Genomic DNA, 21,466 nt, shown 5'->3' on the forward strand with positions numbered 1-21,466 from the left:
TTTGTGATTGGCGGCGCATTTTTGCTAGGTAAAACGTTTTATCTTCTTTTTACCTAATCAGAAGTCCCCTTTTTGCTCGTCTTTTCGCCAGGAGAAGTCGGTTATGTCAGCAGCCAACAAACCCAAAATCACCCTCTGGGAGTTCTTCCAGAGCCTGGGCAAAACCTTCATGTTGCCCGTCGCCTTGCTCTCTTTCTGCGGCATCATGCTGGGGATCGGCAGCTCGCTGAGCAGCCGCGACGTGATCACCCTGATGCCGTTTATCGGCCACCCGATCTTCCAGCTGATCTTTACCTGGATGAGCAAGGTAGGCTCCTTCGCCTTCAGCTTCCTGCCGGTGATGTTCGCCATCGCCATTCCACTGGGCATGGCGCGTGAGAACAAAGGCGTCGCCGCTTTCTCCGGCTTCGTCGGCTTCGCCGTGCTGAATCTGGGCACCAACTTCTACCTGACCGCCGCCGGCGTGCTGCCCACCAGCGATCCGCTGGTGCTGAAAGCCAACAATATCCAGAACATCCTCGGCATTCAGTCGATCGATACCGGTATCCTCGGCGCGGTGATCGTCGGCATCATCGTCTATCGCCTGCATGAACGCTTCCACACCATCCGCCTGCCGGACGCACTGGCGTTCTTCGGCGGCACGCGCTTCGTACCGATCGTCACCACCGTGGTGCTGGGCCTGTGCGGCCTGGTGATCCCGCTGATCTGGCCGTGGTTCGCCGCCGGCATCACCGGGCTGGGCTGGGTGATCAACAGCGCCGGCGCCTTTGGCCCGATGCTGTTCGGCACCGGCGAACGCTTGCTGCTGCCGTTCGGCCTGCAGCACATTCTGGTGGCGCTAATCCGCTTTACCGAGGCGGGCGGTACCATGGAGGTGTGCGGCCACAGCGTCAGCGGTGCCCTGACCATCTTCCAGGCGCAGCTCTCCTGCCCAACCACCACCGGCTTCGCCGAGAGCGCCACCCGCTTCCTGTCGCAGGGTAAAATGCCGGCGTTTCTCGGCGGCCTGCCGGGCGCGGCGCTGGCGATGTACCACTGCGCCAAGCCGGAGAACCGTCATAAAATCAAAGGGCTGTTGATTTCCGGCGTGGTGGCCTGCGTGGTTGGTGGCACCACCGAGCCGATCGAGTTCCTGTTCCTGTTCGTCGCGCCGTTCCTGTATCTGATCCACGCGCTGCTCACCGGGTTGGGCTTTACCGTGATGGCGCTGCTGGGCGTGACCATCGGCAACACCGACGGCAACATCATCGACTTCGTGGTGTTCGGCATTCTGCACGGCACCGCCACCAAGTGGTATCTGGTGCCGGTGGTGGCCGCCGTCTGGTTCGTCGGCTATTACGCCATTTTCCGCTTCGCCATCCAGCGTTTTAACATCAAAACGCCGGGCCGTGAGAGCGACAGCGCCGTCAGCCAAAGCGCGACGAGTGGCGCGGTGGGCAAATCCGGCTACAACGTGCCGGCGATTCTGGCGGCGCTCGGCGGCCCGGGCAACATTATCACGCTGGACAACTGCATCACCCGCCTGCGCCTGTCGGTCAACGATATGAGTCAGGTGGACGACGCGGCGCTGAAGGCCCACCGCGCCATCGGCGTGGTGCATCTCAACGACCATAATCTGCAGGTGGTGATCGGTCCGCAGGTGCAATCGGTGAAGGATGAATTAGACTCACTGATAGCCACGGCGCAACCTGCCGCGGCGCTGCAGGGAGCCACCCATGTTTGATTTCTCCACCCCGATCGACCGCCACGGCACCTGGTGCACCCAGTGGGACTATATCGCCGATCGTTTCGGCAGCGACGACCTGCTGCCGTTCACCATCTCCGATATGGATTTCGCCACCGCGCCGTGCATTCTCGAGGCGTTGCAGCAACGCCTGCAGCACGGCGTGCTGGGCTACAGCCGCTGGCAGCATGAGGATTTTCTCGGCGCGCTGCGCCACTGGTATCAGCAACGCTTCAACACCGCTATCGACACCGCAACGGCGGTGTACGGCCCTTCCGTTATCTACATGGCGGCGCAGCTGATCCGCCAATGGTCCATACCGGGCGACTATGTGGTGACCCATACCCCGGCCTATGACGCCTTCTACAAGGTGATCCTCGCCAACCAGCGCCAGCTGCTGGCCTGCCCGCTGCACAAGGCCGGGGACGACTGGCGCTGCGACATGGCGCATCTCGAAGCGCTGCTGGCGCGGCCGCAGACCAAGATCCTGTTGCTGTGCAGCCCGCATAACCCCACCGGCAAAGTGTGGCGCCGCGACGAGCTGCAGCAGATGGCCGAACTGTGCGAGCGCCATGACGTGCGCGTGATCAGCGATGAAATCCACATGGACATGGTCTGGGGTGAACACCGCCATACGCCGTGGAGCCAGGTGGCGAGCGGCGCCTGGGCCTTGCTGACCTCCGGCTCCAAGAGTTTCAACATTCCGGCGCTAACCGGCGCCTACGGCTTTATCAGTGACGACGCCAGCCGCGAAGCCTATTTCCAGCAGCTCAAAGCCCGCGATGGCCTCTCCTCGCCGGCGGTGCTGGCGGTGGCGGCGCACGTGGCCGCCTACCGCCACGGCGAACCCTGGCTGGACGCCCTGCGCGACTACCTGCAGGATAATCTGACCTACGTCGCCGAGCGGCTGGAGCAGGCGTTTCCCGCGCTGGGCTGGCGCCCGCCGCAGGCCACCTACCTGGCCTGGATCGATCTGCGGCCGCTGGCCGTGGACGATCGGGCGCTGCAGCAGGTGCTGATCGAGCGTGAAAAGGTGGCGATCATGCCGGGCTTTACCTACGGCGAGGAAGGCCGCGGGTTCCTGCGTCTCAACGTCGGCTGCCCGCGCAGCAAGCTGGAGGCCGGCATGGACAAGCTGATCGCCGGATTGAGGTTGGTGCTGGACGAGCAATAACGCGAGGGGGCGAGCCTCTGCCCGCCCCGGCGTTACGACTGAACAGACGGGATCTCCTCCAGATGATGATAAACCGTCAATCCCCACTCGTTGGCCAGCCGCACGTCGTTATCGGCCCCCGCAGACGCCCCTTCGATGCGATACACCGCCTGACACTGTGCAATCAGCCGATGCGCCACCGGGTAAAGAAACGCCTCGCTCACCGCATCGCCAACCTGAGTGGAACCTGCCGCCGCCGCCAAAGGCAGCGCCAGCCACTCGCCGATCACCGGCACGTGCCCCCGCTGGTAAACCGCCAGCGCGGCCTGTTCCAGGCGCGCCAGATTGGCGGCGATACGCTGCGGATCGCCATCGGTGCCGCTGCGATAAGGGCCAGCAATCAAGATTTGTTGTGCTTTCATCGTTCTTCCTCCAACGTCCGGTTCAAGGCGACAAACTGCAGCAGCATGATGGTCTTGGCGTCAACGATCGTGCCCTGGCGAATCGCCTGCAGGGCTTGCGCCAGCGGCAGCTCGAGCACCTCCAGATCTTCCCCCTCCGCCGCCAACCCGCCGCCCTCGTTGATGCGGTCGCCCGCCTGATATTCGCCGACGAAAAAGTGCAGCTTCTCGGTGACCGAGCCTGGGCTCATATAGGCTTCGAATACTTTCTCCACGCTCTGCACGAAATAGCCGGTTTCCTCTTCCGCTTCGGCGCGGATGCGTGCCTCCGGCGACGCGTTGTCCAGCAACCCGGCGGCAGCCTCAATCAACATGCCGTCATGGCCGTTGACGAAGGCCGGAAAGCGGAACTGGCGCGTCAGGATCACCGTTTGCGCCTGCCGGTTGAACAGCAAAATGACCGCGCCATCACCGCGATCGTAGGTCTCGCGACTTTGCCGCTGCCAGACGCCGTCGCGCCGCAGAAAATCAAAGGTGGTTTTTTTCAGCAGGTACCAGTCATCGGACAACATCCGGGTTTCGACAATGCGAACCCTGTCTTTAGTGGCTATCATCGGTTTACTCCGCCAGAGGAAGGAAATTGATACTATCGTGCAGTTTCGTGTATGATCAAGATATTTCGTGCAAACCAAATTTGAGAGGAAAATGGCCATGTTGACCAGCCAACGCAAGAAAATCATCCTGGAAAAACTGGCTCAGGACGGCCAGGTGTTAGCCAAGCAGCTCAGCGAAATGTTCGGGCTGTCGGAAGATACGGTCCGGCGCGATCTGCGCGAATTGGACGCCGAAGGGTTGCTACAGCGGGTGCATGGCGGCGCCCTGCCGGTTTCTTCCGCCATTGCCAGCTTTGCCGAACGCAATCAGTTGGAATCCGGCGCCAAACGCGCGATCGCCAAAGCGGCAGCGGCGCTGATCGCCCCCGGCCAGGTAGTGATTATCGACGGAGGCACCACCTCTGCAGAGCTGGTCAGGCAACTGCCGGCCAACCTCAACGCCACCATCGTCACCCACAGCCCCAGCGTCGCCGTGGGCCTGGTCGATCACCCCACGGTCGAGGTGATTCTGATCGGTGGCCGGCTGTACAAGCATTCGATCGTCAGCGTCGGCGCCGCCGCGGTGGAAGCGATGTCGCATATTCGCGCCGATCTCTATTTTATGGGCGTGACCGGCGTACACCCCACTGCGGGGCTGAGCACCGGCGATCTGGAGGAGGCTTACATCAAACGCGCGCTGGCGGCCCGCGCGGCGGAAACCGTGGTGCTGGCTTCCGCCGCCAAGCTTAACGCCGCCTCGCAGTATGCGATCGGCGATATTACGCTGGCGCACACCATCATCGTTGAGCGGGCTACCGATGACGCGCTGATCGCGCCGTTGCAGCAGGCGGGCGTCAGCGTGTTGAAAGCCTGATTCACGACGATAATGCGATATATCTCGCATTATTTGTGATTCACGTCACTTTTTTATGCAACGCGATGGCAAGTTTCATCCATTTGTTTTTATACTGTTCTGCACTTTACCTACGAAAATTAGCGAGTGCCCAGCATGATCGATCCCCGCCTACCGCTTACCGACATTCACCGCCATCTCGACGGCAACATCCGCGCGCAGACCATTCTCGACCTCGGTCGCCAGTTCAATCTCGCCCTGCCGGCCAACGATTTGGAGAGCCTGCGCCCGCACGTGCAGATCACCCATGCCGAACCGGATCTGGTCAGCTTCCTGCAGAAACTGGACTGGGGCGTGGCGGTGCTGGGCGATCTGGACGCCTGCCGCCGGGTGGCTTACGAAAACGTCGAGGACGCCGCCAACGCCGGCCTGCACTACGCCGAGCTGCGTTTTTCCCCTTACTACATGGCGATGAAGCATCAGCTGCCGGTCGCCGGCGTGGTGGAAGCGGTGATCGACGGGATCCGCTCGGGCTGCCGCGATCGCGACATCGACATTCGCCTGATCGGCATCATGAGCCGCACCTTCGGCGAGGCTGCCTGTCTGCAGGAACTTGAAGGATTGCTGGCGCACCGCGACGGCATTACCGCGCTGGACTTGGCGGGCGATGAGCTGGGCTTCCCCGGTAGACTGTTCCTCAGCCACTTCAACCGCGCGCGCGACGCCGGCCTGCGCATCACCGTGCACGCGGGCGAAGCCGCCGGCCCGGAAAGCATCTGGCAGGCGATCCGCGAGCTGGGCGCCGAACGTATCGGCCACGGGGTGAAAGCGGTCGAAGATCCAGCGCTGATGGACTTCCTGGCGGAACACGGCATCGGCATCGAGTCCTGCCTGACCTCCAACATCCAGACCAGCACCGTGCCGTCGCTGGCGCAGCATCCGCTGGCCACTTTCCTGCGCCACGGCGTGCTGGCGTCGATCAACACCGACGATCCGGCGGTTCAGGGCATCGAGATCGAGCATGAATACCGCGTCGCCGCGCCGCAGGCCGGGCTGACGCCGGAAGAAATCCGCACCGCTCAGGAAAATGGCCTGAAGCTGGCTTTCCTCAGCGAACAGGAAAAACAGGCACTGCACGCCAAAGTGCAGGGCTAAATCTCCCAAGGCGCCAAACGGCGCCTTCTTCTCATCCCCCGTTTTCTTCCGCCTGCTCGTCTTTATCGCTGTTTTCACCCCATCACTCTGTGGCAAGAGAGGAATTCCGTATGTCTGACAAACTACGCCGCATCGTGCTGACCGGCGGCCCGGGTTCGGGCAAAAGCACGCTCATCGACGTTCTTCATCGCCGTGGTTACCCGCACTCCTTGGAGGCGGGCCGGGCGATTATTCAGCATCAGGTGAATATTGGGGGTAATGCGCTACCGTGGGGCGATCGTCAGGCTTTCGCCGAGCGGATGCTCGATTGGGAACTGCATTCATGGCGCGAAGCGGCGGGTGCAACATGTTGGTTCTTCGATCGCGGCCTGCCGGATATCGCCGGTTACCTGACGCTGTGCGGATTATCGATCCCCGCCCCCTTAACGGCGGCGATCGACGCCTTTCGCTATGCCGATACGGTGTTCATCACCCCACCGTGGCGAGCGATTTATGCGCAGGACAGCGAGAGGAAACAGTCTTTCGCCGAAGCCGAGCAGACCTATCGGGCGATGGTGGCCATCTATCGCCGTTATGGCTATCGGCTGCAAGCGCTGCCGCGCGTTTCACCCGATGAGCGCGCCGACTTTCTGCTCGACGCGCTGAGCCACCGTTAGCGGCCTGCGGCCTATTTGGCCACCAGCGCCTCCGCCTCGGCCCGCTGTTTAGCGGTTTTACGCGCATAGCGCTGCGCCAGCACCGCGCACACCATCAGTTGAACCTGGTGGAAAATCATCAGCGGCAGCACCATGGCGCCCACCGCCGCGGCCGGGAACAGCACGTTGGCCATCGGGATGCCGTTCGCCAGGCTCTTTTTCGAGCCGCAGAAGACGATGGTGATCTCATCGGCGGTGTTGAAGCCCAGCCAGCGCGCCGCATAGGTGTTGATCACCAGCACCACCGTCAGCAGCACCAGCGACATCACCAGGATGGTCAGCAGCGACCAACCGTCGATACGGTGCCAAATCCCTTCCACCACCGCCGCGCTGAATGCGGTATACACCACCAGCAGGATCGATGAACGGTCGGTCAGGTTGATCAACTTGCGATGGCGATCGACCCACTTGCCGATCAATGGCCGCGCCAGGTGACCGACCACAAATGGCACCATCAATTGCAGAATGATCGAACCGATGGCGTGCAATACGTCGGTATTGCCGCCCTGGGTATGCATCAACGCCCCCACCAGCAGCGGCGACAGGAACACGCCGAGAATGCTCGATGCCGAGGCGCTGCAGATCGCCGCCGCCACGTTGCCGCCCGCCGCCGACGTAAAGGCGATGGCCGATTGCACCGTGGCCGGCAGCGCGCACAGGTAGAGGAAGCCGAGATAGACCGTCGGCGTCATGATGCCCGGCACCAGCAGGTTCATCGCCAGCCCGAGCAGCGGGAACAGCGCAAAGGTGCTGAGGAACACCAGCAGGTGCAGCTTCCAGTGACTCATGCCGGCGATGATCGCCTCGCGCGACAGCTTGGCGCCGTGCATAAAGAACAGCAGCGCGATGGCGGCGGTGGTCAGGTGTTCAAAGAAGGTTTTCCAGATGCCTTCGCAGGGGAACAGCGAGGCGACGATCACCACCAAAATCAGAACCAGCAAAAATTTATCAATGCGCAAACGCTGCAACCAGGACATGAAACGGATTTCCTTGCACGTAAAGTCGTAAAAAGGCCCGACGTTGCGCCGGGCACAGAGGAATGAACGGGATCAGACCACCGGCAGCGCCTGCTGCAGCCGGGCCGATTCCAACCCCAGTTCGATCAATGCCATTACCGCGATGGCGTCGGCGGCCGGCACCGGATTTTCGCCTATGCCGGCAATCGCGTCGCGCACCGCCGCGTAATAAGCCGGGTAATTGCCGGGAATATTGAGCAGCGGTTTCTCAGCCAGCAGATCGTCACGTGACAGCGTCACTACACCGTCGCGCATGTCATAGCCCCAATCGGCCTGTGGCAGGCGCTCACCGGCCTTCAGTCGGTCTTCCTGCGGATCCAGGCCATATTTGACATAGCTGCCACGGGTGCCGTGCACCACGTAGCGCGGGCTCTCTGCCGCAGCCAGCATGCTGGCGTGCAGCACCACACGGCGATCGCCATAGCTCAGCAGCGCGTGGAAATAGTCCACCGCCTGCGCCCCCGGCCGCAGCTCACCCAGATCGACAAACAGCCGTTCGGGTTTGCCGAAGAGTTGCAGCGCCTGATCGAGCAGATGCGGTCCCAAATCGAACCAGATACCGCTGCCGACGCCGCCCTGTTCACGCCAGCGCTGGCGCACCTGCGGCCGATAGCGATCGAAATGTGACTCGAAATACACCACCTCGCCCAGCGAACCGTCGTTTAACAGCGCTTTAAGGGTGAGGAAATCGCTGTCCCAGCGGCGGTTGTGGAACACCGACAGCAATAAACCACTCTGCTGTGCCTGCTGTTGCAGCGCCTGCGCTTGTGACAATGTAACGGTAAACGGTTTATCCACCACCACGTGCTTGCCGGCGGCCAACGCCTGCTGTGCCAGCGGGAAATGGGTATCGTTGGGGGTAGGAATGACGATCAGATCGAGGGCCGGATCGGCGAACAGCGCCTGCGCACCACCCACCACCGTCATCGACGGCCAGTCGGCGTGCACTTTGCCGGCATCGCTGCTGGAGACGGCGGCCAGCTCCAGCCCCGGCGTACCGGCAATCAGCGGCGCATGAAAGGTTTTGCCGGCGTAGCCGTAACCGACCAGCCCGACACGAATTTTCTCAGCCATGGGATTTCCTCTTGCTGGCTCACGACAGACCCTTTCGATTTGACACCATGCGGCCGGATGGAACAAGAAGTAAATGAGATGTTAATTCGAAGCGAGGCCGGCGTAGCCAAACGTGCGGCCCGGCGTCGCGATGCCGAGCTATCCGGTTGATAGAGATGACGAAGCCTATATTACCCGCTAAGCTATGCCGCCTGTGATCCCCGTTTCAATCAGGAAGCCTTTATGTCTCAAGCTGAATACACTCGTATCGGCGGTTGGTTGCTGGCCCCGCTGGCCTATCTGATCGTCACCCTGCTCAGCGCCAGCCTGATGCTGCTCCTGTACGCCATGGCGATCTTCATGCCCGAGTCGCGCGACTATCTGTTGACCAACGCCCAGGCATTTACCCTGCAATGGTACTTTTCGGTGCTGACCACGCTTTTGATGTGGGGCTTCACCCTGTGGCTGGTGTTTCTGTTTTGCCAGCGCTCGCAGCGCTTCCCCAAACTGTTCTTGTTATGGCTGCTAATCACGGTAATTCTGGCGGTGAAAGCCTTCGCCTTCGCGCCGGTGCCGGATGAAGTGGCGGTGCGCAGCCTCGGCTGGCCGCTGCTGATGGCGGCGCTGCTGGTGCCTTACATCAAGCGTTCGCAGCGGGTCAAAGGGACCTTTACCGAACGTTAAAGGGAGTTGCAGCACGTTTTATTGGGTGATTTGTGTAAATTTTCACCAAAAAAGGCAATACCCCTGCGATTCATATGTTGTCGTCCGGCCGCCGATTCCCGATAATAGGCGGCTTTTATTTTTTTAGGCATCGCAATGACCGAATACCTGCTCCTGTTTGTCGGCACCGTACTGGTGAACAACTTCGTTCTGGTGAAGTTTCTTGGCCTGTGCCCGTTCCTCGGCGTTTCCAAGAAGCTGGAAAGCGCCATCGGCATGGGAATGGCCACCACCTTCGTTATGACGCTGGCCTCCGTCAGCGCCTGGGTGATCAACACCTTTATTCTGGTTCCGCTGGATCTGGTGTATCTGCGCACGCTCTCCTTCATTCTGGTGATCGCCGTCGTCGTTCAGTTCACCGAGATGGTGGTGCGCAAGACCAGCCCGGCACTCTACCGCCTACTGGGCATCTTCCTGCCGCTGATCACCACCAACTGTGCGGTGCTGGGCGTAGCGTTGCTTAACGTCAACCTCGGCTATAACTTCCTGCAGTCCGCCGTTTACGGCTTCAGCGCCGCCGCCGGTTTCTCGCTGGTGATGGTGCTGTTCGCCGCCATTCGCGAACGTCTGGCGGTCGCCGACGTCCCGGCGCCGTTCCGCGGCTCCTCGATCGCGCTGATCACCGCCGGGCTGATGTCGCTGGCCTTTATGGGCTTTACCGGGCTGGTGAAATTCTAATGACTGCGTTGTGGATAGCTATCGCGGCTTTAAGCGCGCTCGGGCTGCTGTTCGGACTGGTGCTGGGTTACGCCGCGCGCCGTTTTGAGGTGGAAGAGGATCCGGTCGCCGAGCAGGTCGACGCAATCCTGCCGCAGAGCCAGTGCGGCCAGTGCGGCTACCCCGGCTGTCGCCCCTATGCCGAGGCAGTGGCCAACGGCGAGATGATCAACAAATGCGCGCCAGGCGGCGAACAGGTGATGCTGAAACTGGCGGAGCTGCTCAACGTAGAGCCGCAGCCGCTGGGTAGCGAAGCCGCCGCCGAGCCGGAGCGTAAGGTGGCCTATATCGACGAGGCCAACTGCATCGGTTGCACCAAGTGCATTCAGGCCTGCCCGGTGGACGCCATCGTCGGCGCCACCCGCGCCATGCATACCGTCATTACCGACCTCTGTACCGGCTGCGATCTGTGCGTCGCCCCTTGCCCTACCGACTGTATTGAAATGAGACCGGTCGCTACCACCACCGCCAACTGGAAGTGGGACATGAAGACGATCCCGGTGCAAGTGATCCACGTGGAGCAACATGCTTAATCTGTTCGCCGCCTTTAAAAAAGACCGGATCTGGGATTTCGACGGCGGGATCCATCCACCGGAAATGAAAACGCAGTCCAGCGGTACGCCGCTGCGTGTCGCTCCCCTGCCCAAGACCTTTATCATTCCGCTGCAGCAGCACCTGGGGCCGGAAGGCGAACTGTGCGTCAACGCCGGCGATCGGGTGTTGAAAGGCCAACCGCTGACCGTCGGCCGCGGCCGCACCGTGCCGGTGCATGCCCCGACCTCGGGCACCGTCAGCGCCATTACGCCGCACATCACCGCCCATCCGTCCGGGCTGACGGAGCTGTGCGTGATAATCGAGGCAGACGGGGAAGACCGCTGGTGCGAGCGCGATCCGGTGGCGGACTATCGTCAATCCCCTGTCGCGGAACTGATTCAACGTATTCATCAGGCCGGCATTGCCGGTTTGGGCGGCGCCGGTTTCCCGACCGCCAGCAAGCTGCAAGGCGGCATGAGCGGCGTGGAAACGCTGATCCTCAACGCCGCCGAGTGCGAGCCTTACATCACCGCCGACGACCGCCTGATGCAGGAACATGCCGATCAGATCATTGAAGGCACGCAGATCCTGCAACACATTCTGCAACCCAAGCTCACGCTGATCGGCATCGAAGACAACAAACCGGAGGCAATCGCGGCGCTGAAACAGGCGTTACGCGGCCAGTCCAGCATTGCGCTACGCGTCATCCCGACCAAATACCCGTCCGGTGGCGCCAAGCAGCTGACCAAAATTTTGACCGGCAAGGAAGTGCCGCACGGCAAACACTCCTCCGCTATCGGCGTATTGATGCAAAACGTCGGCACCGCCTTCGCCATCAAGCGAGCGATCGTCAACGGCGAACCGCTGATTGAGCGCGTAGTGACCCTGACCGGCGAGGCGATCGAGCGCCCCGGTAACCTGTGGGCGCGCATCGGCACGCCGGTGCAGCACCTGCTTGACTTCACCGGTTTCCGCCCGCAGGCGCAGCAGATGGTGGTCATGGGTGGCCCGCTGATGGGCTTCACCCTGCCCGCGCTGAACGTGCCAATCGTCAAGATTAGCAACTGCATTCTGGCGCCGACGGTCGATGAAATGACGCCGCAGGAACCCGAGCAATCCTGCATCCGCTGCGGCCTGTGCGTGGACGCTTGCCCCGCCGGGCTGCTGCCGCAACAGCTGTACTGGTTCAGCCGCGGGCAGGAGCACGACAAGGCACGTAACCACAACCTGTTCGATTGCATCGAGTGCGGCGCCTGCGCGTTCGTCTGCCCCAGCAACATTCCGCTGGTGCAGTACTACCGGCAGGAAAAGGCCGAAATCAAGGCTATCGATCTGGAGGCGGCGCGCACCGCCGAGGCCAAGGCGCGTTTCGAAGCCAAGCAGGCCCGTCTGGAGCGCGAGAAACTGGCGCGCGAAGAGCGACATAAAAAGGCCGCCGTGAAACTGACCGACGACGATCAGGGCGCGGTGCAGGCCGCGCTGGCGCGCGTACGCAGCAAGAATGCCGAAGCGGCGGTTACGCCGGTCGACGGCCAGCAGCCGGACAACAGCGAGATGAACGCTGCCCGCGAAGCACGTAAAGCGCAGGCGCGCGAACGACGTGCCCAGCTGGCTGCCGAGGTGGAAACGAAAGCACCGCCGGCGGCCACCGGCGACGACGCGCGTAAAGCCGCCGTGGCCGCGGCGCTGGCCCGCGTGAAAGCGCGTAAAGAAGCGCCGGCCGCAACAGAGGACGATCCGCGGAAAGCGGCCGTTGCTGCCGCCTTGGCGCGCGTGAAGGCCAAAAAAGCGGAGCAACAATCTGACGCCCCTGCAGCGGCGGAACCGGCTCCGGCAACCGCCGAGGAAGATCCGCGCAAGGCCGCGGTGGCAGCGGCTATCGCCCGCGCCAAAGCCAAAAAAGCCGCGCAGCAGGCCGATGCCCCTGCAGCGGCGGAACCGGCTCCGGCTGCCGCCGAGGAAGACCCGCGCAAAGCCGCGGTTGCCGCGGCACTGGCACGTGTAAAAGCCAAGAAAGCCGCGCAGCAGGCGGATGCTCCTGCAGCGGCGGAACCGGCTCCGGCTGCCGTCGAGGAAGACCCGCGCAAGGCGGCGGTGGCAGCGGCTATCGCCCGCGCCAAAGCCAAAAAAGCCGCCAGGGAATCGCTGACGGCGGAAACGGAAGACAAATGATGACAGCGGCGCCTGGCCGCCCCCGGGTGCCGTTTAATCGATAGAAATCAGGTAGGTGTAATCCACTTCAATCTGGCGCAGTTTGGATTCCGGATTCCACTCTTTGGTTTGAATGATCTCCATTTCCATACTGCCGCGCACCTCATCCTTCAGCCCCGGCATCACATGCGACATCAGGTAGCCGAAAAACTGCAGACACTCTTTCGCCGTGCCCTTATGGTTGATGGAGATAAACTCGCGGCTCGGCAGATGGAAGGTGTCGATCTGATGGTTGGAAAGAATATCCTTTTTGTGTTCAGGATCGACCGCCATCACCAACGTGGACGAGAGCTCGTCGCCCTCCCCGGCATGAGGAGAATAAATGCTGTAAATTCGCCGACAGTCAACGTGCAACCCCTTGAAGAAGTCGTTGAAAATCTCGTCCTTCATCGCCATGCAGGAAGAATATTCCAGCTCCTGTTCGGAGGCGAAATCCAACCGACGCGTGAAACCGACCAACTGCATGTCGGGCAGCGTCAACCGCTTCACTTCCGGATAATAACCGGCACCGTAGCTGGCTTCGAAGTTAAAGCGCGGCATCAGGTTTTTCACGTCCCAGTGCGCCATCGAGCGGTAGCGATTGGGCGTGGTGCCGAAGCGCTGCTTGAACATGCGGGTGAAGGTCTGCTGTGAATCGAAGCCCAGCTCATCGGAAATGTCGATGATGGAGCGGCGAGTAATGCGCAGCGCCACCGCGGCGCGCGTCAGGATGCGCGAACGGATATAGGTGGCGAGTTGAATGCCGGTAATACGCTTGAATTTACGCTGCAGATGCCACTTGGAATAGCCCGAAATACGCGCGACTTCATCCAGGTTTGGCCGTTTCTCCAGATGTATCTCCACCCACTCAATTATCTCTTCAATAAAAAAAATGTCTTCATTTGTCATTATTATGGATTCACTGACTCAATAATGTTCGCGATAGTAACCTACACGGATTATGTGAAAGTTGTTATTTTGTGCGGAAATCTGGAGAAAAATGATATCTCATTCAGACGCTTAACCCATTTTCCGCGGTCGATGGCGGCACAAGTTCCACTGACAATTCCTCACGTTAGCCCATTTACCGGCCAAAAAAAAATCAAATCGCGCCGTCCCGATCGCCAGATGTGCGGAAAGCCGAATACCCCTACCATTAAGGCGTATTACCCTCGCATCGAATCAGGTAGAATGCTCGGCTATTATTTTTTGCCGCGCCCGCAATTCGGCGCATCGAAACTGCCGCAGGCGCGGCGCAGAAGGTATCGTTACTCTATGAAGTTCAGGCCGGTATCACCCACAGCCGCCAAAGGCTTACACATCGCCAGCTCGCCGTTCACCCACAACCAGCAAAGCACCAGCCGCATTATGCTGTGGGTGATGTTGGCGTGCATTCCCGGCATCGCAGCGCAGATTTGGTTTTTCGGCTACGGCGTGTTGATCCAGGTGGCGCTGGCGGCGATCGTCGCGCTGGCGGCGGAAGGCGCGATCCTAAAACTGCGCAAGCTGCCGGTGCGCAGCCGGCTGGCGGATAACTCCGCCCTGCTGACCGCGCTGCTGCTCGGCATCAGCCTGCCGCCGCTGGCACCCTGGTGGATGATCGTCATCGGTACGTTCTTCGCCATCGTCATCGCCAAGCAGCTGTACGGCGGCCTTGGGCAGAACCCGTTCAACCCGGCGATGGTCGGTTACGTGGTGCTGCTGATCTCCTTCCCGGTGCAGATGACCAGTTGGCTGCCGCCGGATGAGCTGCGCGCCACCGCGCTACCGTTCCACGACACACTGCTGGCCATTTTCAGCGGCCATACTTCGCAAGGCGCGACGCTGCATGAACTGCAGATGGGCGTGGACGGCATCAGCCAGGCCACGCCGCTCGATGGCTTCAAAACCGGCCTGCGCAGCGGCCACAGCGTGGAACAGGTGTTGCAGCAGCCGCTGTTCGGCGGCGCCCTGGCTGGCATCGGCTGGCAGTGGGTCAACCTCGGCTTCCTGGCCGGTGGTCTGTTTATGCTGGCGCGCCGCCTGATCCATTGGCATATCCCGTTCAGCATGTTGGCCGCCATCGCTTTCTGTTCCGGTCTGGCCTGGTGGCTCGATCCGGCGCATCAGGCTTCGCCGCTGATCCACCTGTTTTCCGGCGCCAGCATGCTGGGCGCGTTCTTCATCGCCACCGACCCGGTCAGCGCCTCCACTACGCCGAAGGGCCGTTTAATCTACGGCGCGCTGATCGGCGTGCTGGTGTGGCTGATCCGCGTCTATGGCGGCTACCCTGACGGCGTGGCCTTCGCCGTGCTACTCGCCAACATCACCGTCCCGTTAATCGACCACTACACGCAGCCGCGCGTGTACGGCCATCGCTAAGGAGCCGCCATGCTGAATTCCATGAGAAAGCACGGCACCACGCTGGCGGTGTTTGCGGCGGTCACCACTGGCCTGACCGCCGTGGTCTACGCCCTGACGAAAACCACCATCGCCCATCAGGCGGCACTGCAGCAAAAAGCACTGCTCGATCAGGTGGTACCGCCAGAAAACTACGACAACATCATGCAGAACGAGTGCTTCCTGGTCAGCAACCCGGCGCTCGGCGACGGCGCGCCGCACCGTTTATACCTGGCGCGCAAAAACGGGCAGCCAACCGCCGCTGCGCTGGAAACCACCGCGCCGGACGGTTACTCCGGCGCCATCAAGCTGCTGGTCGGCGCCGATTTCAACGGCACGGTGCTCGGCACCCGCGTGATTGAGCACCACGAAACCCCGGGGCTGGGTGACAAAATTGAACTACGCATTTCCGACTGGATTTCTTTCTTCAGCGGCAAGAAAATCGAAGGCCCTGACGATAAGCGCTGGGCGGTGAAGAAAGACGGCGGTATGTTCGACCAGTTCACCGGCGCGACCATCACCCCGCGTGCGGTGGTCAATGCGGTGCGGCGCACGGCGTTGTATATGGAAACGCTGCCGCCTAAACTTGAAAGCTTACCTGCGTGTGGAGCCAGCGAATGAGTGAAGCCAAAGAATTGATCGTCCAGGGGTTGTGGAAAAATAACTCCGCCCTGGTGCAGCTGCTGGGCATGTGTCCGTTGCTGGCGGTGACGTCCACCGTCACCAACGCGCTGGGCCTGGGGCTGGCCACCACGCTAGTGCTGACGTTGACCAACGCCTCCATCTCCGCGGTGCGCCGCTGGGTACCGAACGAGGTGCGTATTCCTATCTACGTGATGATCATCGCCGCGGTGGTGAGCATCGTGCAGATGCTGATCAACGCCTATGCCTTCGGGCTGTATCAGTCGCTGGGCATCTTTATTCCATTGATCGTGACCAACTGCATCGTGGTGGGCCGCGCCGAAGCGGTGGCCGCCAAGAAGCCGGTCGGCCTCTCGGCGCTGGACGGCATGGCTATCGGTCTCGGCGCTACTGGCGTGATGGTGACGCTGGGCTCGATGCGCGAACTGCTGGGCAACGGCACGCTGTTCGACGGTGCCGACCTACTGCTGGGCAGTTGGGCCAAGTCGCTGCGCATCGAAGTGGTGCACTTCGACAGCCCGTTCCTGCTGGCGATGCTGCCGCCGGGTGCCTTTATCGGCCTGGGGCTGCTGCTGGCGGTCAAATATCTGATCGACGAAAGAATGAAGGCGCACAAAGCCCGCGCCGTGGCAGTGGAACCGCTGTTGGAACAAGGACGTGCTGAGAAGGCCTGATGAACAAGCAGAAGCGACTGGAAATTCTGACCCGGCTGCGCGACAACAACCCGCACCCGACCACCGAGCTGGTGTACACCACGCCATTTGAACTGCTGATTGCGGTGCTGCTGTCTGCGCAGGCCACCGACGTAAGCGTCAACAAGGCGACCGCCAAGCTGTACCCGGTCGCCAACACCCCCGCCGCCATGCTGGCGCTGGGGGTTGATGGCGTCAAGGAGTACATCAAGACCATCGGTCTGTTCAACAGCAAGGCCGAAAACGTGATCAAGACCTGCCGCATGCTGCTGGAGCTGCACGGCGGCGAAGTACCGGAGGATCGCGCCGCGCTGGAAGCACTGCCGGGCGTCGGCCGCAAGACCGCCAACGTGGTGCTCAACACGGCCTTCGGCTGGGCGACCATCGCCGTCGACACCCATATCTTCCGGGTGTGTAATCGCACCCACTTCGCGCCGGGCAAGAACGTCGATCAGGTGGAAGAGAAGCTGTTGAAGGTGGTGCCCGCCGAATTCAAGGTCGATTGCCACCACTGGCTGATCCTGCACGGGCGCTACACCTGCATCGCGCGTAAACCGCGCTGCGGTTCCTGCATTATCGAAGACCTGTGCGAGTATAAAGAAAAGGTTTATCCGGAATCCTGAGCCTGTTGGGTGCGGCAAACCGCACCCGTCGCTTCATCTCTCCCCGCCAGCGCCTCTTTTTTATCGGAAATGTGATATCGCGCAGCAGTAACCCCGGTGTTATCACGGTTTTCAGTGAAAAACTCAGTGCCGTGTTATTTTCAAGCGAAAAATTAGTCGAAAATTGCGGTGAACGTCACGCTTTCAGGATCACAAGGCGTTCACAAATGCCAGCCCCGTTTTCTTAAATTTCTATAATTTTACAAAATGCGTCATATGCACAACATTCCAATGGATTAATAACCACACATACACTGATGCGCTAAAAAATAGCAATTCAGCAGAATATATCCCTGTTTAAAATCCGTATAGCTTTTAATCAAAACAAAAAATCGGCAAATCATTAAAACCCGAAAGTTAATACTGCATAACATTTGCAACATCGCAGCATAATCCTGCGAGCGTTAAATGTAACCGAATATGACAAACTGCTTGCCACGTTGACAAAGATAGTGAACATTAACCGCCGTCCCCATCCTATAACAACGCAAAAGGATGCCGTTCCGCATCAACTTTTGTACTTTCCCGTCCTCCAAAGACGGGCTGCGAAAAAACAGAGGTACCAGTGTCAACAGCAAACAACCAACACCCGGAGAGCGTTAGCCTTAACGCGTTCAAACAACCGAAAGCGTTCTATCTGATCTTCTCGATCGAACTGTGGGAGCGTTTCGGCTATTACGGCCTGCAGGGCATCATGGCGGTTTATCTGGTCAAGATGCTCGGCATGAGCGAAGCCGACTCCATCACCCTGTTCTCTTCCTTCAGCGCCCTGGTATACGGCTTCGTCGCCATCGGCGGCTGGCTGGGCGACAAGGTGCTGGGTGCCAAACGCGTGATCGTGCTCGGCGCACTGGTGCTGGCCGCCGGTTACGCCATGGTGGCCTACTCCGGCCACGACATCTTCTGGGTCTACATGGGTATGGCGACCATCGCCGTGGGCAGCGGCCTGTTCAAGGCTAACCCGTCCTCCCTGCTGTCCACCTGCTATGAGAAAGACGATCCGCGTCTCGACGGCGCCTTCACCATGTACTACATGTCGGTGAACATCGGTTCCTTCTTCTCCATGCTGGCCACCCCGTGGCTGGCAGCGAAATACGGCTGGAGCGTGGCGTTCTCCCTGAGCGTGGTCGGCATGCTGATCACCCTGGTCAACTTTATGATGTGCCACAAGTGGGTGAAGGAAAACGGCTCCAAGCCTGACTTCAAGCCGCTGCATCTGCCGAAACTGCTGATGGTGCTGGTCGGCATCGTGGCGTTGATCGCCGTGTCCAGTTGGCTGCTGCACAACCAGGTGATCGCGCGCTGGGCGCTGGCCCTCGTTTCCGCCGGCATCGTGCTGGTGTTCGCCAAGGAAACCTTCGCCCTGCACGGCGCCGCACGCCGTAAGATGATCGTCGCCTTCCTGTTGATGCTGGAAGCGGTGGTGTTCTTCGTGCTGTACAGCCAAATGCCAACCTCACTGAACTTCTTCGCCATCCACAACGTGGAACACAGCATCTTCGGCATCGCCTTCGAGCCTGAGCAGTATCAGGCGCTGAACCCATTCTGGATCATGCTCGCCAGCCCGATTCTGGCCGCGCTGTATAACAAAATGGGCGATCGCCTGCCGATGCCGCACAAGTTCGCTTTCGGTATGATCCTGTGCTCCTGCGCCTTCCTGGTGCTGCCATGGGGCGCCAGCTTCGCCAACGAACAGGGCATTGTGTCGGTCAACTGGCTGATCCTGAGCTACGCGCTGCAGAGCATCGGTGAGCTGATGATTTCCGGCCTGGGTCTGGCGATGGTGGCACAGCTGGTGCCGCAGCGTCTGATGGGCTTCATCATGGGTTCCTGGTTCCTGACCACCGCCGCCGCCGCGCTGATCGCCGGTAAGGTTGCCGGTCTGACCGCCGTCCCAAGCGACATCAACGACGCGCACGCTTCGCTGGCCATCTACAGCCATGTGTTTATGCAAATCGGCATCGTCACCGCCGTCATTGCTATCCTGATGATGCTGACCGCGCCGAAACTGTACCGCATGACGCTGGATACCACCGAAGACGCCAATCAGAAAGCGCAGGAAGCCACCGCGGCTCACTGATCGTCGGCAGATTGGGCGTAAATAAAAACACCGAGGTTAACGCCCCGGTGTTTTTTTATGCCCGCAATAAACGGGTTTACGCTGATTTGGGTTTATCGCTCAGGTTAGCCCACATGAATTCGCTTACCAGTGCGCTGTGGAATGCCGCCTGTTGCTTGTCGGCGGCGGCGCTGTGCCCGCCTTCGGTATTTTCATAGAAATAAGCCTGCTGATACCCCATCGCCTGCATGCGCGCCGCCATTTTGCGCGCGTGGGCCGGGTTGACCCGATCGTCGCTGGTCGCGGTATAGAACAACACCGGCGGATAGGCCGTCTGCGTCTGAATGTTGTGGTACGGCGAGAAGGTCTTGATGTAGGCCCACTCCTCCGGCTTGCTCGGGTCACCGTATTCGGCGATCCACGACGCGCCGGCAGAAAGCTGCGTATAGCGCTGCATGTCCAGCAGCGGCACTTCGCAAACGATGCAGCCGAACAGCTGCGGATACAACGTCAGCATATTGCCCACTAACAGGCCGCCGTTGCTGCCGCCGCGCGCGCCCAGATGCGGTGCCGAGGTCACCTTGCGTGCGATGAGATCTTCGGCCACGGCGGCGAAATCCTCGTAGGCGCGATGGCGGTTCTGCTTGAGCGCCGCCTGATGCCAGGCCGGGCCGTATTCGCCGCCGCCGCGGATGTTGGCCACCACGTATACCCCACCGCGTTCCAGCCAGGCCGGCGCCTTGCCGCCGAGATAGCCCGGCAGCAGCGGCACTTCAAACCCGCCGTAGCCATACAGCAGCGTCGGCGTGCTGCCGTCCGGTTTGAGATCTTTGGCGGCAATCTGGAAATACGGCACGCGGGTGCCGTCCTTGGAACGCGCAAAATGCTGGCTCACTTGGTAGCCTGACGCGTCAAAATCCTGCGGCGCCTGTTTCAGCAGCGTCGCCTCACCGCCATCGAGGTTGCCCATATACAGTGAGGTCGGTTGCAGGAACCCGCTGACCGTCAGGAAATAGGCGTTGCTCTCTTCGTCGATGCCGCCGGCGGAAAGGGTGCTGATGGCGCCGGGGTTGCCCAGCGAACGACGTTGCCAGCTGCCGCCCTGCGGCGTCAGCACTTCCAGACGGTTGACCACGTTATCCATGATACTGAGGATCAGATGATCGCGGGTACCGCTGTAGCCGCTCAGCGCCTGCTCCGCCGTTGGGGTAAACAGCAGTTGCAGCTCGCGCTTACCCGCCAGATAGTCATCGAAGTTGGCCGCCAGCAGCGCGCCGGACGGATAGCGCTTGCCGCCCACCTCCCAGTCGCTGCTCGGTTTGATCAGCAGCCATTCCCGATGCGTATCCAGCTCGGCGTCGGCCGGGATGTCGATTTTTTTCTGCCGGCCGTCCTGCATCAGCAAGAAATAGTCGCGGCGGTAGAAGTCCAGGCTGCGGCCGACGAAATCGCGCTCAAAACCCGGCGTGCGGTCGTGATAGGCGAAGACCGACATGTCCTCGGGCTGCGCTTCGTACAGCGTTTCGGCGGCGCTCAGCGGCGTGCCGCGCCGCCAGCGCTTGGCGATGCGCGCGTAGCCGGACTGGGTCATCGAGCCGGGGCCGAAATCGGTGGCGATGAACAGCGTATCCCGATCGACCCAGGAGACCCGACTTTTCGCCACCGGTACATTAAAACCGTCTTTGACGAAACGTTTGGCCACCAGATCGAATTCGCGGATCTCGGTGGCGTCACCGCCGTCCGGCGACAGCTGCATCAGGCAATAACGGTATTCCGGCGCCAGCGGTTGCGAGCCCTGATAGACCCAATCCTTGCCCTCCGCTTTGCCCAACGCATCGATATCCAGCACCGTCTCCCAGGCCGGTTTGGCCTTGCGGTACTCGTCCAGCGTGGTGCGCCGCAGCAGGCCGCGCGGGTTGGCCCGATCCTGCCAGAAGTTGTAATAGTACTCGCCGCGTTTGCTCACCCACGGGATTTGGGTGTCTTTATTAAGGATATCCAGGACTTCGCGCTCAATGCGCTGAAAGTCTTCACCCTGGCCGAAACGCGCCACGGTGCGCTGATTTTCCTGCTGCACCCATTGCAGCGCTTTTTTACCCTGCAGCTCCTCCAGCCACAGGAAGTCATCGCCGGCGGCCGCGCCGCCCTCCGCCGCCATCGCCAGGCGGATACTGTTAGGTAATGAAGTCATCGCGAATACGGCTCCTGCGGTTTGCGCACTGAGTT

The 21,466-nt window shown here is 60.8% G+C and carries 20 protein-coding genes; 14 read left to right on the forward strand and 6 right to left on the reverse strand.

Annotation, left to right across the window (positions count from 1 at the left end; all coding sequences use genetic code 11):
• Positions 1–103: 103 nt before the first annotated feature.
• Positions 104–1,723, forward strand: a complete 1,620-nt coding sequence (malX, locus tag N6G83_RS06585) for a maltose/glucose-specific PTS transporter subunit IIBC (RefSeq protein WP_043143292.1) — start codon at positions 104–106, stop codon at positions 1,721–1,723.
• Positions 1,716–2,897, forward strand: coding sequence for a MalY/PatB family protein (locus N6G83_RS06590; protein WP_025302693.1), 1,182 nt, complete (start codon positions 1,716–1,718; stop codon positions 2,895–2,897). The genes malX and N6G83_RS06590 overlap by 8 nt, the downstream gene beginning before the upstream one ends.
• 32 nt (positions 2,898–2,929) lie before the next feature.
• On the opposite strand, the gene N6G83_RS06595 is transcribed toward N6G83_RS06590, so the two are convergent.
• Positions 2,930–3,298, reverse strand: coding sequence for a hypothetical protein (locus N6G83_RS06595; RefSeq protein WP_049210140.1), 369 nt, complete (start codon positions 3,296–3,298; stop codon positions 2,930–2,932).
• Positions 3,295–3,891 carry an NUDIX domain-containing protein gene (locus N6G83_RS06600; RefSeq protein ID WP_260514937.1) on the reverse strand — a complete coding sequence of 199 codons (597 nt, stop codon included), beginning with the start codon at positions 3,889–3,891 and terminating at the stop codon, positions 3,295–3,297. The genes N6G83_RS06595 and N6G83_RS06600 overlap by 4 nt, the downstream gene beginning before the upstream one ends.
• A 97-nt stretch (positions 3,892–3,988) precedes the next feature.
• Here N6G83_RS06600 and N6G83_RS06605 point away from each other — a divergent pair, with 97 nt between their 5' ends.
• The 3 genes from N6G83_RS06605 to N6G83_RS06615 all read left to right on the forward strand — a co-directional run bounded on the left by N6G83_RS06605 (position 3,989) and on the right by N6G83_RS06615 (position 6,534).
• Positions 3,989–4,744: a DeoR/GlpR family DNA-binding transcription regulator gene (locus N6G83_RS06605; RefSeq protein WP_025302690.1), complete on the forward strand. Its 756-nt coding sequence runs from the start codon at positions 3,989–3,991 to the stop codon at positions 4,742–4,744.
• A 135-nt stretch (positions 4,745–4,879) separates the two neighbouring features.
• The gene (gene add / locus N6G83_RS06610; RefSeq protein ID WP_260514938.1) at positions 4,880–5,878 is read left to right on the forward strand and encodes an adenosine deaminase; all 999 of its coding nucleotides are present in this window, start codon (positions 4,880–4,882) and stop codon (positions 5,876–5,878) included.
• Between the two features lie 110 nt (positions 5,879–5,988).
• Positions 5,989–6,534 (forward strand): AAA family ATPase, encoded by a 546-nt coding sequence (locus N6G83_RS06615; protein ID WP_260514940.1) that lies wholly within the window; start codon positions 5,989–5,991, stop codon positions 6,532–6,534.
• A gap of 11 nt (positions 6,535–6,545) precedes the next feature.
• Here N6G83_RS06615 and N6G83_RS06620 read toward each other — a convergent pair whose 3' ends face one another.
• Together N6G83_RS06620 and N6G83_RS06625 are read right to left on the reverse strand one after the other, a co-directional pair.
• Positions 6,546–7,550, reverse strand: a complete 1,005-nt coding sequence (locus tag N6G83_RS06620) for a bile acid:sodium symporter family protein (RefSeq protein ID WP_049295494.1) — start codon at positions 7,548–7,550, stop codon at positions 6,546–6,548.
• Between the two features lie 72 nt (positions 7,551–7,622).
• Positions 7,623–8,663: an oxidoreductase gene (locus N6G83_RS06625; protein ID WP_025302687.1), complete on the reverse strand. Its 1,041-nt coding sequence runs from the start codon at positions 8,661–8,663 to the stop codon at positions 7,623–7,625.
• A gap of 222 nt (positions 8,664–8,885) precedes the next feature.
• Here N6G83_RS06625 and N6G83_RS06630 point away from each other — a divergent pair, with 222 nt between their 5' ends.
• The 4 genes from N6G83_RS06630 (at position 8,886) to rsxC (ending at position 12,788) form a co-directional block, all read left to right on the forward strand.
• A complete protein-coding gene (locus N6G83_RS06630) occupies positions 8,886–9,326 on the forward strand; it encodes a DUF2569 domain-containing protein (protein WP_016927891.1) in 441 nt (146 codons plus the stop codon).
• A gap of 135 nt (positions 9,327–9,461) precedes the next feature.
• Positions 9,462–10,043, forward strand: a complete 582-nt coding sequence (rsxA, locus tag N6G83_RS06635; RefSeq protein ID WP_004938443.1) for an electron transport complex subunit RsxA — start codon at positions 9,462–9,464, stop codon at positions 10,041–10,043.
• Positions 10,043–10,615, forward strand: coding sequence for an electron transport complex subunit RsxB (gene rsxB / locus N6G83_RS06640; protein ID WP_004938428.1), 573 nt, complete (start codon positions 10,043–10,045; stop codon positions 10,613–10,615). Before rsxA ends, rsxB begins: the two co-directional genes overlap by 1 nt.
• On the forward strand, positions 10,608–12,788 hold the full coding sequence (gene rsxC, locus N6G83_RS06645; RefSeq protein ID WP_260514942.1) for an electron transport complex subunit RsxC: 2,181 nt from the start codon (positions 10,608–10,610) through the stop codon (positions 12,786–12,788). Before rsxB ends, rsxC begins: the two co-directional genes overlap by 8 nt.
• 33 nt (positions 12,789–12,821) lie before the next feature.
• Here the strand turns inward: rsxC and N6G83_RS06650 are convergent, their stop codons facing one another.
• Positions 12,822–13,715, reverse strand: coding sequence for a helix-turn-helix domain-containing protein (locus N6G83_RS06650; protein ID WP_260514944.1), 894 nt, complete (start codon positions 13,713–13,715; stop codon positions 12,822–12,824).
• Positions 13,716–14,081: 366 nt separating this feature from the next.
• Between N6G83_RS06650 and rsxD the strand changes: the two genes are divergently transcribed.
• The 5 genes from rsxD (at position 14,082) to dtpA (ending at position 19,261) form a co-directional block, all read left to right on the forward strand.
• The gene (gene rsxD / locus N6G83_RS06655) at positions 14,082–15,167 is read left to right on the forward strand and encodes an electron transport complex subunit RsxD (protein WP_089196521.1); all 1,086 of its coding nucleotides are present in this window, start codon (positions 14,082–14,084) and stop codon (positions 15,165–15,167) included.
• Positions 15,168–15,176: 9 nt separating this feature from the next.
• Positions 15,177–15,806 (forward strand): electron transport complex subunit RsxG, encoded by a 630-nt coding sequence (gene rsxG / locus N6G83_RS06660; protein WP_049204302.1) that lies wholly within the window; start codon positions 15,177–15,179, stop codon positions 15,804–15,806.
• Positions 15,803–16,501: an electron transport complex subunit E gene (locus N6G83_RS06665; RefSeq protein WP_164099495.1), complete on the forward strand. Its 699-nt coding sequence runs from the start codon at positions 15,803–15,805 to the stop codon at positions 16,499–16,501. The genes rsxG and N6G83_RS06665 overlap by 4 nt, the downstream gene beginning before the upstream one ends.
• Complete coding sequence (gene nth / locus N6G83_RS06670) at positions 16,501–17,142, forward strand: endonuclease III (protein WP_019455952.1); 642 nt, start codon at positions 16,501–16,503, stop codon at positions 17,140–17,142. The genes N6G83_RS06665 and nth overlap by 1 nt, the downstream gene beginning before the upstream one ends.
• 604 nt (positions 17,143–17,746) lie before the next feature.
• Positions 17,747–19,261 (forward strand): dipeptide/tripeptide permease DtpA, encoded by a 1,515-nt coding sequence (dtpA, locus tag N6G83_RS06675; RefSeq protein WP_025302681.1) that lies wholly within the window; start codon positions 17,747–17,749, stop codon positions 19,259–19,261.
• A 76-nt stretch (positions 19,262–19,337) separates the two neighbouring features.
• Here dtpA and N6G83_RS06680 read toward each other — a convergent pair whose 3' ends face one another.
• Positions 19,338–21,431, reverse strand: a complete 2,094-nt coding sequence (locus N6G83_RS06680; protein ID WP_260514945.1) for a prolyl oligopeptidase family serine peptidase — start codon at positions 21,429–21,431, stop codon at positions 19,338–19,340.
• Between the last annotated feature and the right edge of the window lie 35 nt (positions 21,432–21,466).

It is taken from the genome of Serratia sp. PL7 (assembly GCF_945957435.1).

Bases quoted from the DNA above. Each gene is read 5' to 3' on its own strand.
- malX (WP_043143292.1), top strand. From the start codon at position 104: ATGTCAGCAGCCAACAAACCCAAAATCACCCTCTGGGAGTTCTTCCAG.
- N6G83_RS06590 (WP_025302693.1), top strand. From the start codon at position 1,716: ATGTTTGATTTCTCCACCCCGATCGACCGCCACGGCACCTGGTGCACC.
- N6G83_RS06595 (WP_049210140.1), bottom strand. From the start codon at position 3,298: ATGAAAGCACAACAAATCTTGATTGCTGGCCCTTATCGCAGCGGCACC.
- N6G83_RS06600 (WP_260514937.1), bottom strand. From the start codon at position 3,891: ATGATAGCCACTAAAGACAGGGTTCGCATTGTCGAAACCCGGATGTTG.
- N6G83_RS06605 (WP_025302690.1), top strand. From the start codon at position 3,989: ATGTTGACCAGCCAACGCAAGAAAATCATCCTGGAAAAACTGGCTCAG.
- add (WP_260514938.1), top strand. From the start codon at position 4,880: ATGATCGATCCCCGCCTACCGCTTACCGACATTCACCGCCATCTCGAC.
- N6G83_RS06615 (WP_260514940.1), top strand. From the start codon at position 5,989: ATGTCTGACAAACTACGCCGCATCGTGCTGACCGGCGGCCCGGGTTCG.
- N6G83_RS06620 (WP_049295494.1), bottom strand. From the start codon at position 7,550: ATGTCCTGGTTGCAGCGTTTGCGCATTGATAAATTTTTGCTGGTTCTG.
- N6G83_RS06625 (WP_025302687.1), bottom strand. From the start codon at position 8,663: ATGGCTGAGAAAATTCGTGTCGGGCTGGTCGGTTACGGCTACGCCGGC.
- N6G83_RS06630 (WP_016927891.1), top strand. From the start codon at position 8,886: ATGTCTCAAGCTGAATACACTCGTATCGGCGGTTGGTTGCTGGCCCCG.
- rsxA (WP_004938443.1), top strand. From the start codon at position 9,462: ATGACCGAATACCTGCTCCTGTTTGTCGGCACCGTACTGGTGAACAAC.
- rsxB (WP_004938428.1), top strand. From the start codon at position 10,043: ATGACTGCGTTGTGGATAGCTATCGCGGCTTTAAGCGCGCTCGGGCTG.
- rsxC (WP_260514942.1), top strand. From the start codon at position 10,608: ATGCTTAATCTGTTCGCCGCCTTTAAAAAAGACCGGATCTGGGATTTC.
- N6G83_RS06650 (WP_260514944.1), bottom strand. From the start codon at position 13,715: ATGACAAATGAAGACATTTTTTTTATTGAAGAGATAATTGAGTGGGTG.
- rsxD (WP_089196521.1), top strand. From the start codon at position 14,082: ATGAAGTTCAGGCCGGTATCACCCACAGCCGCCAAAGGCTTACACATC.
- rsxG (WP_049204302.1), top strand. From the start codon at position 15,177: ATGCTGAATTCCATGAGAAAGCACGGCACCACGCTGGCGGTGTTTGCG.
- N6G83_RS06665 (WP_164099495.1), top strand. From the start codon at position 15,803: ATGAGTGAAGCCAAAGAATTGATCGTCCAGGGGTTGTGGAAAAATAAC.
- nth (WP_019455952.1), top strand. From the start codon at position 16,501: ATGAACAAGCAGAAGCGACTGGAAATTCTGACCCGGCTGCGCGACAAC.
- N6G83_RS06680 (WP_260514945.1), bottom strand. From the start codon at position 21,431: ATGACTTCATTACCTAACAGTATCCGCCTGGCGATGGCGGCGGAGGGC.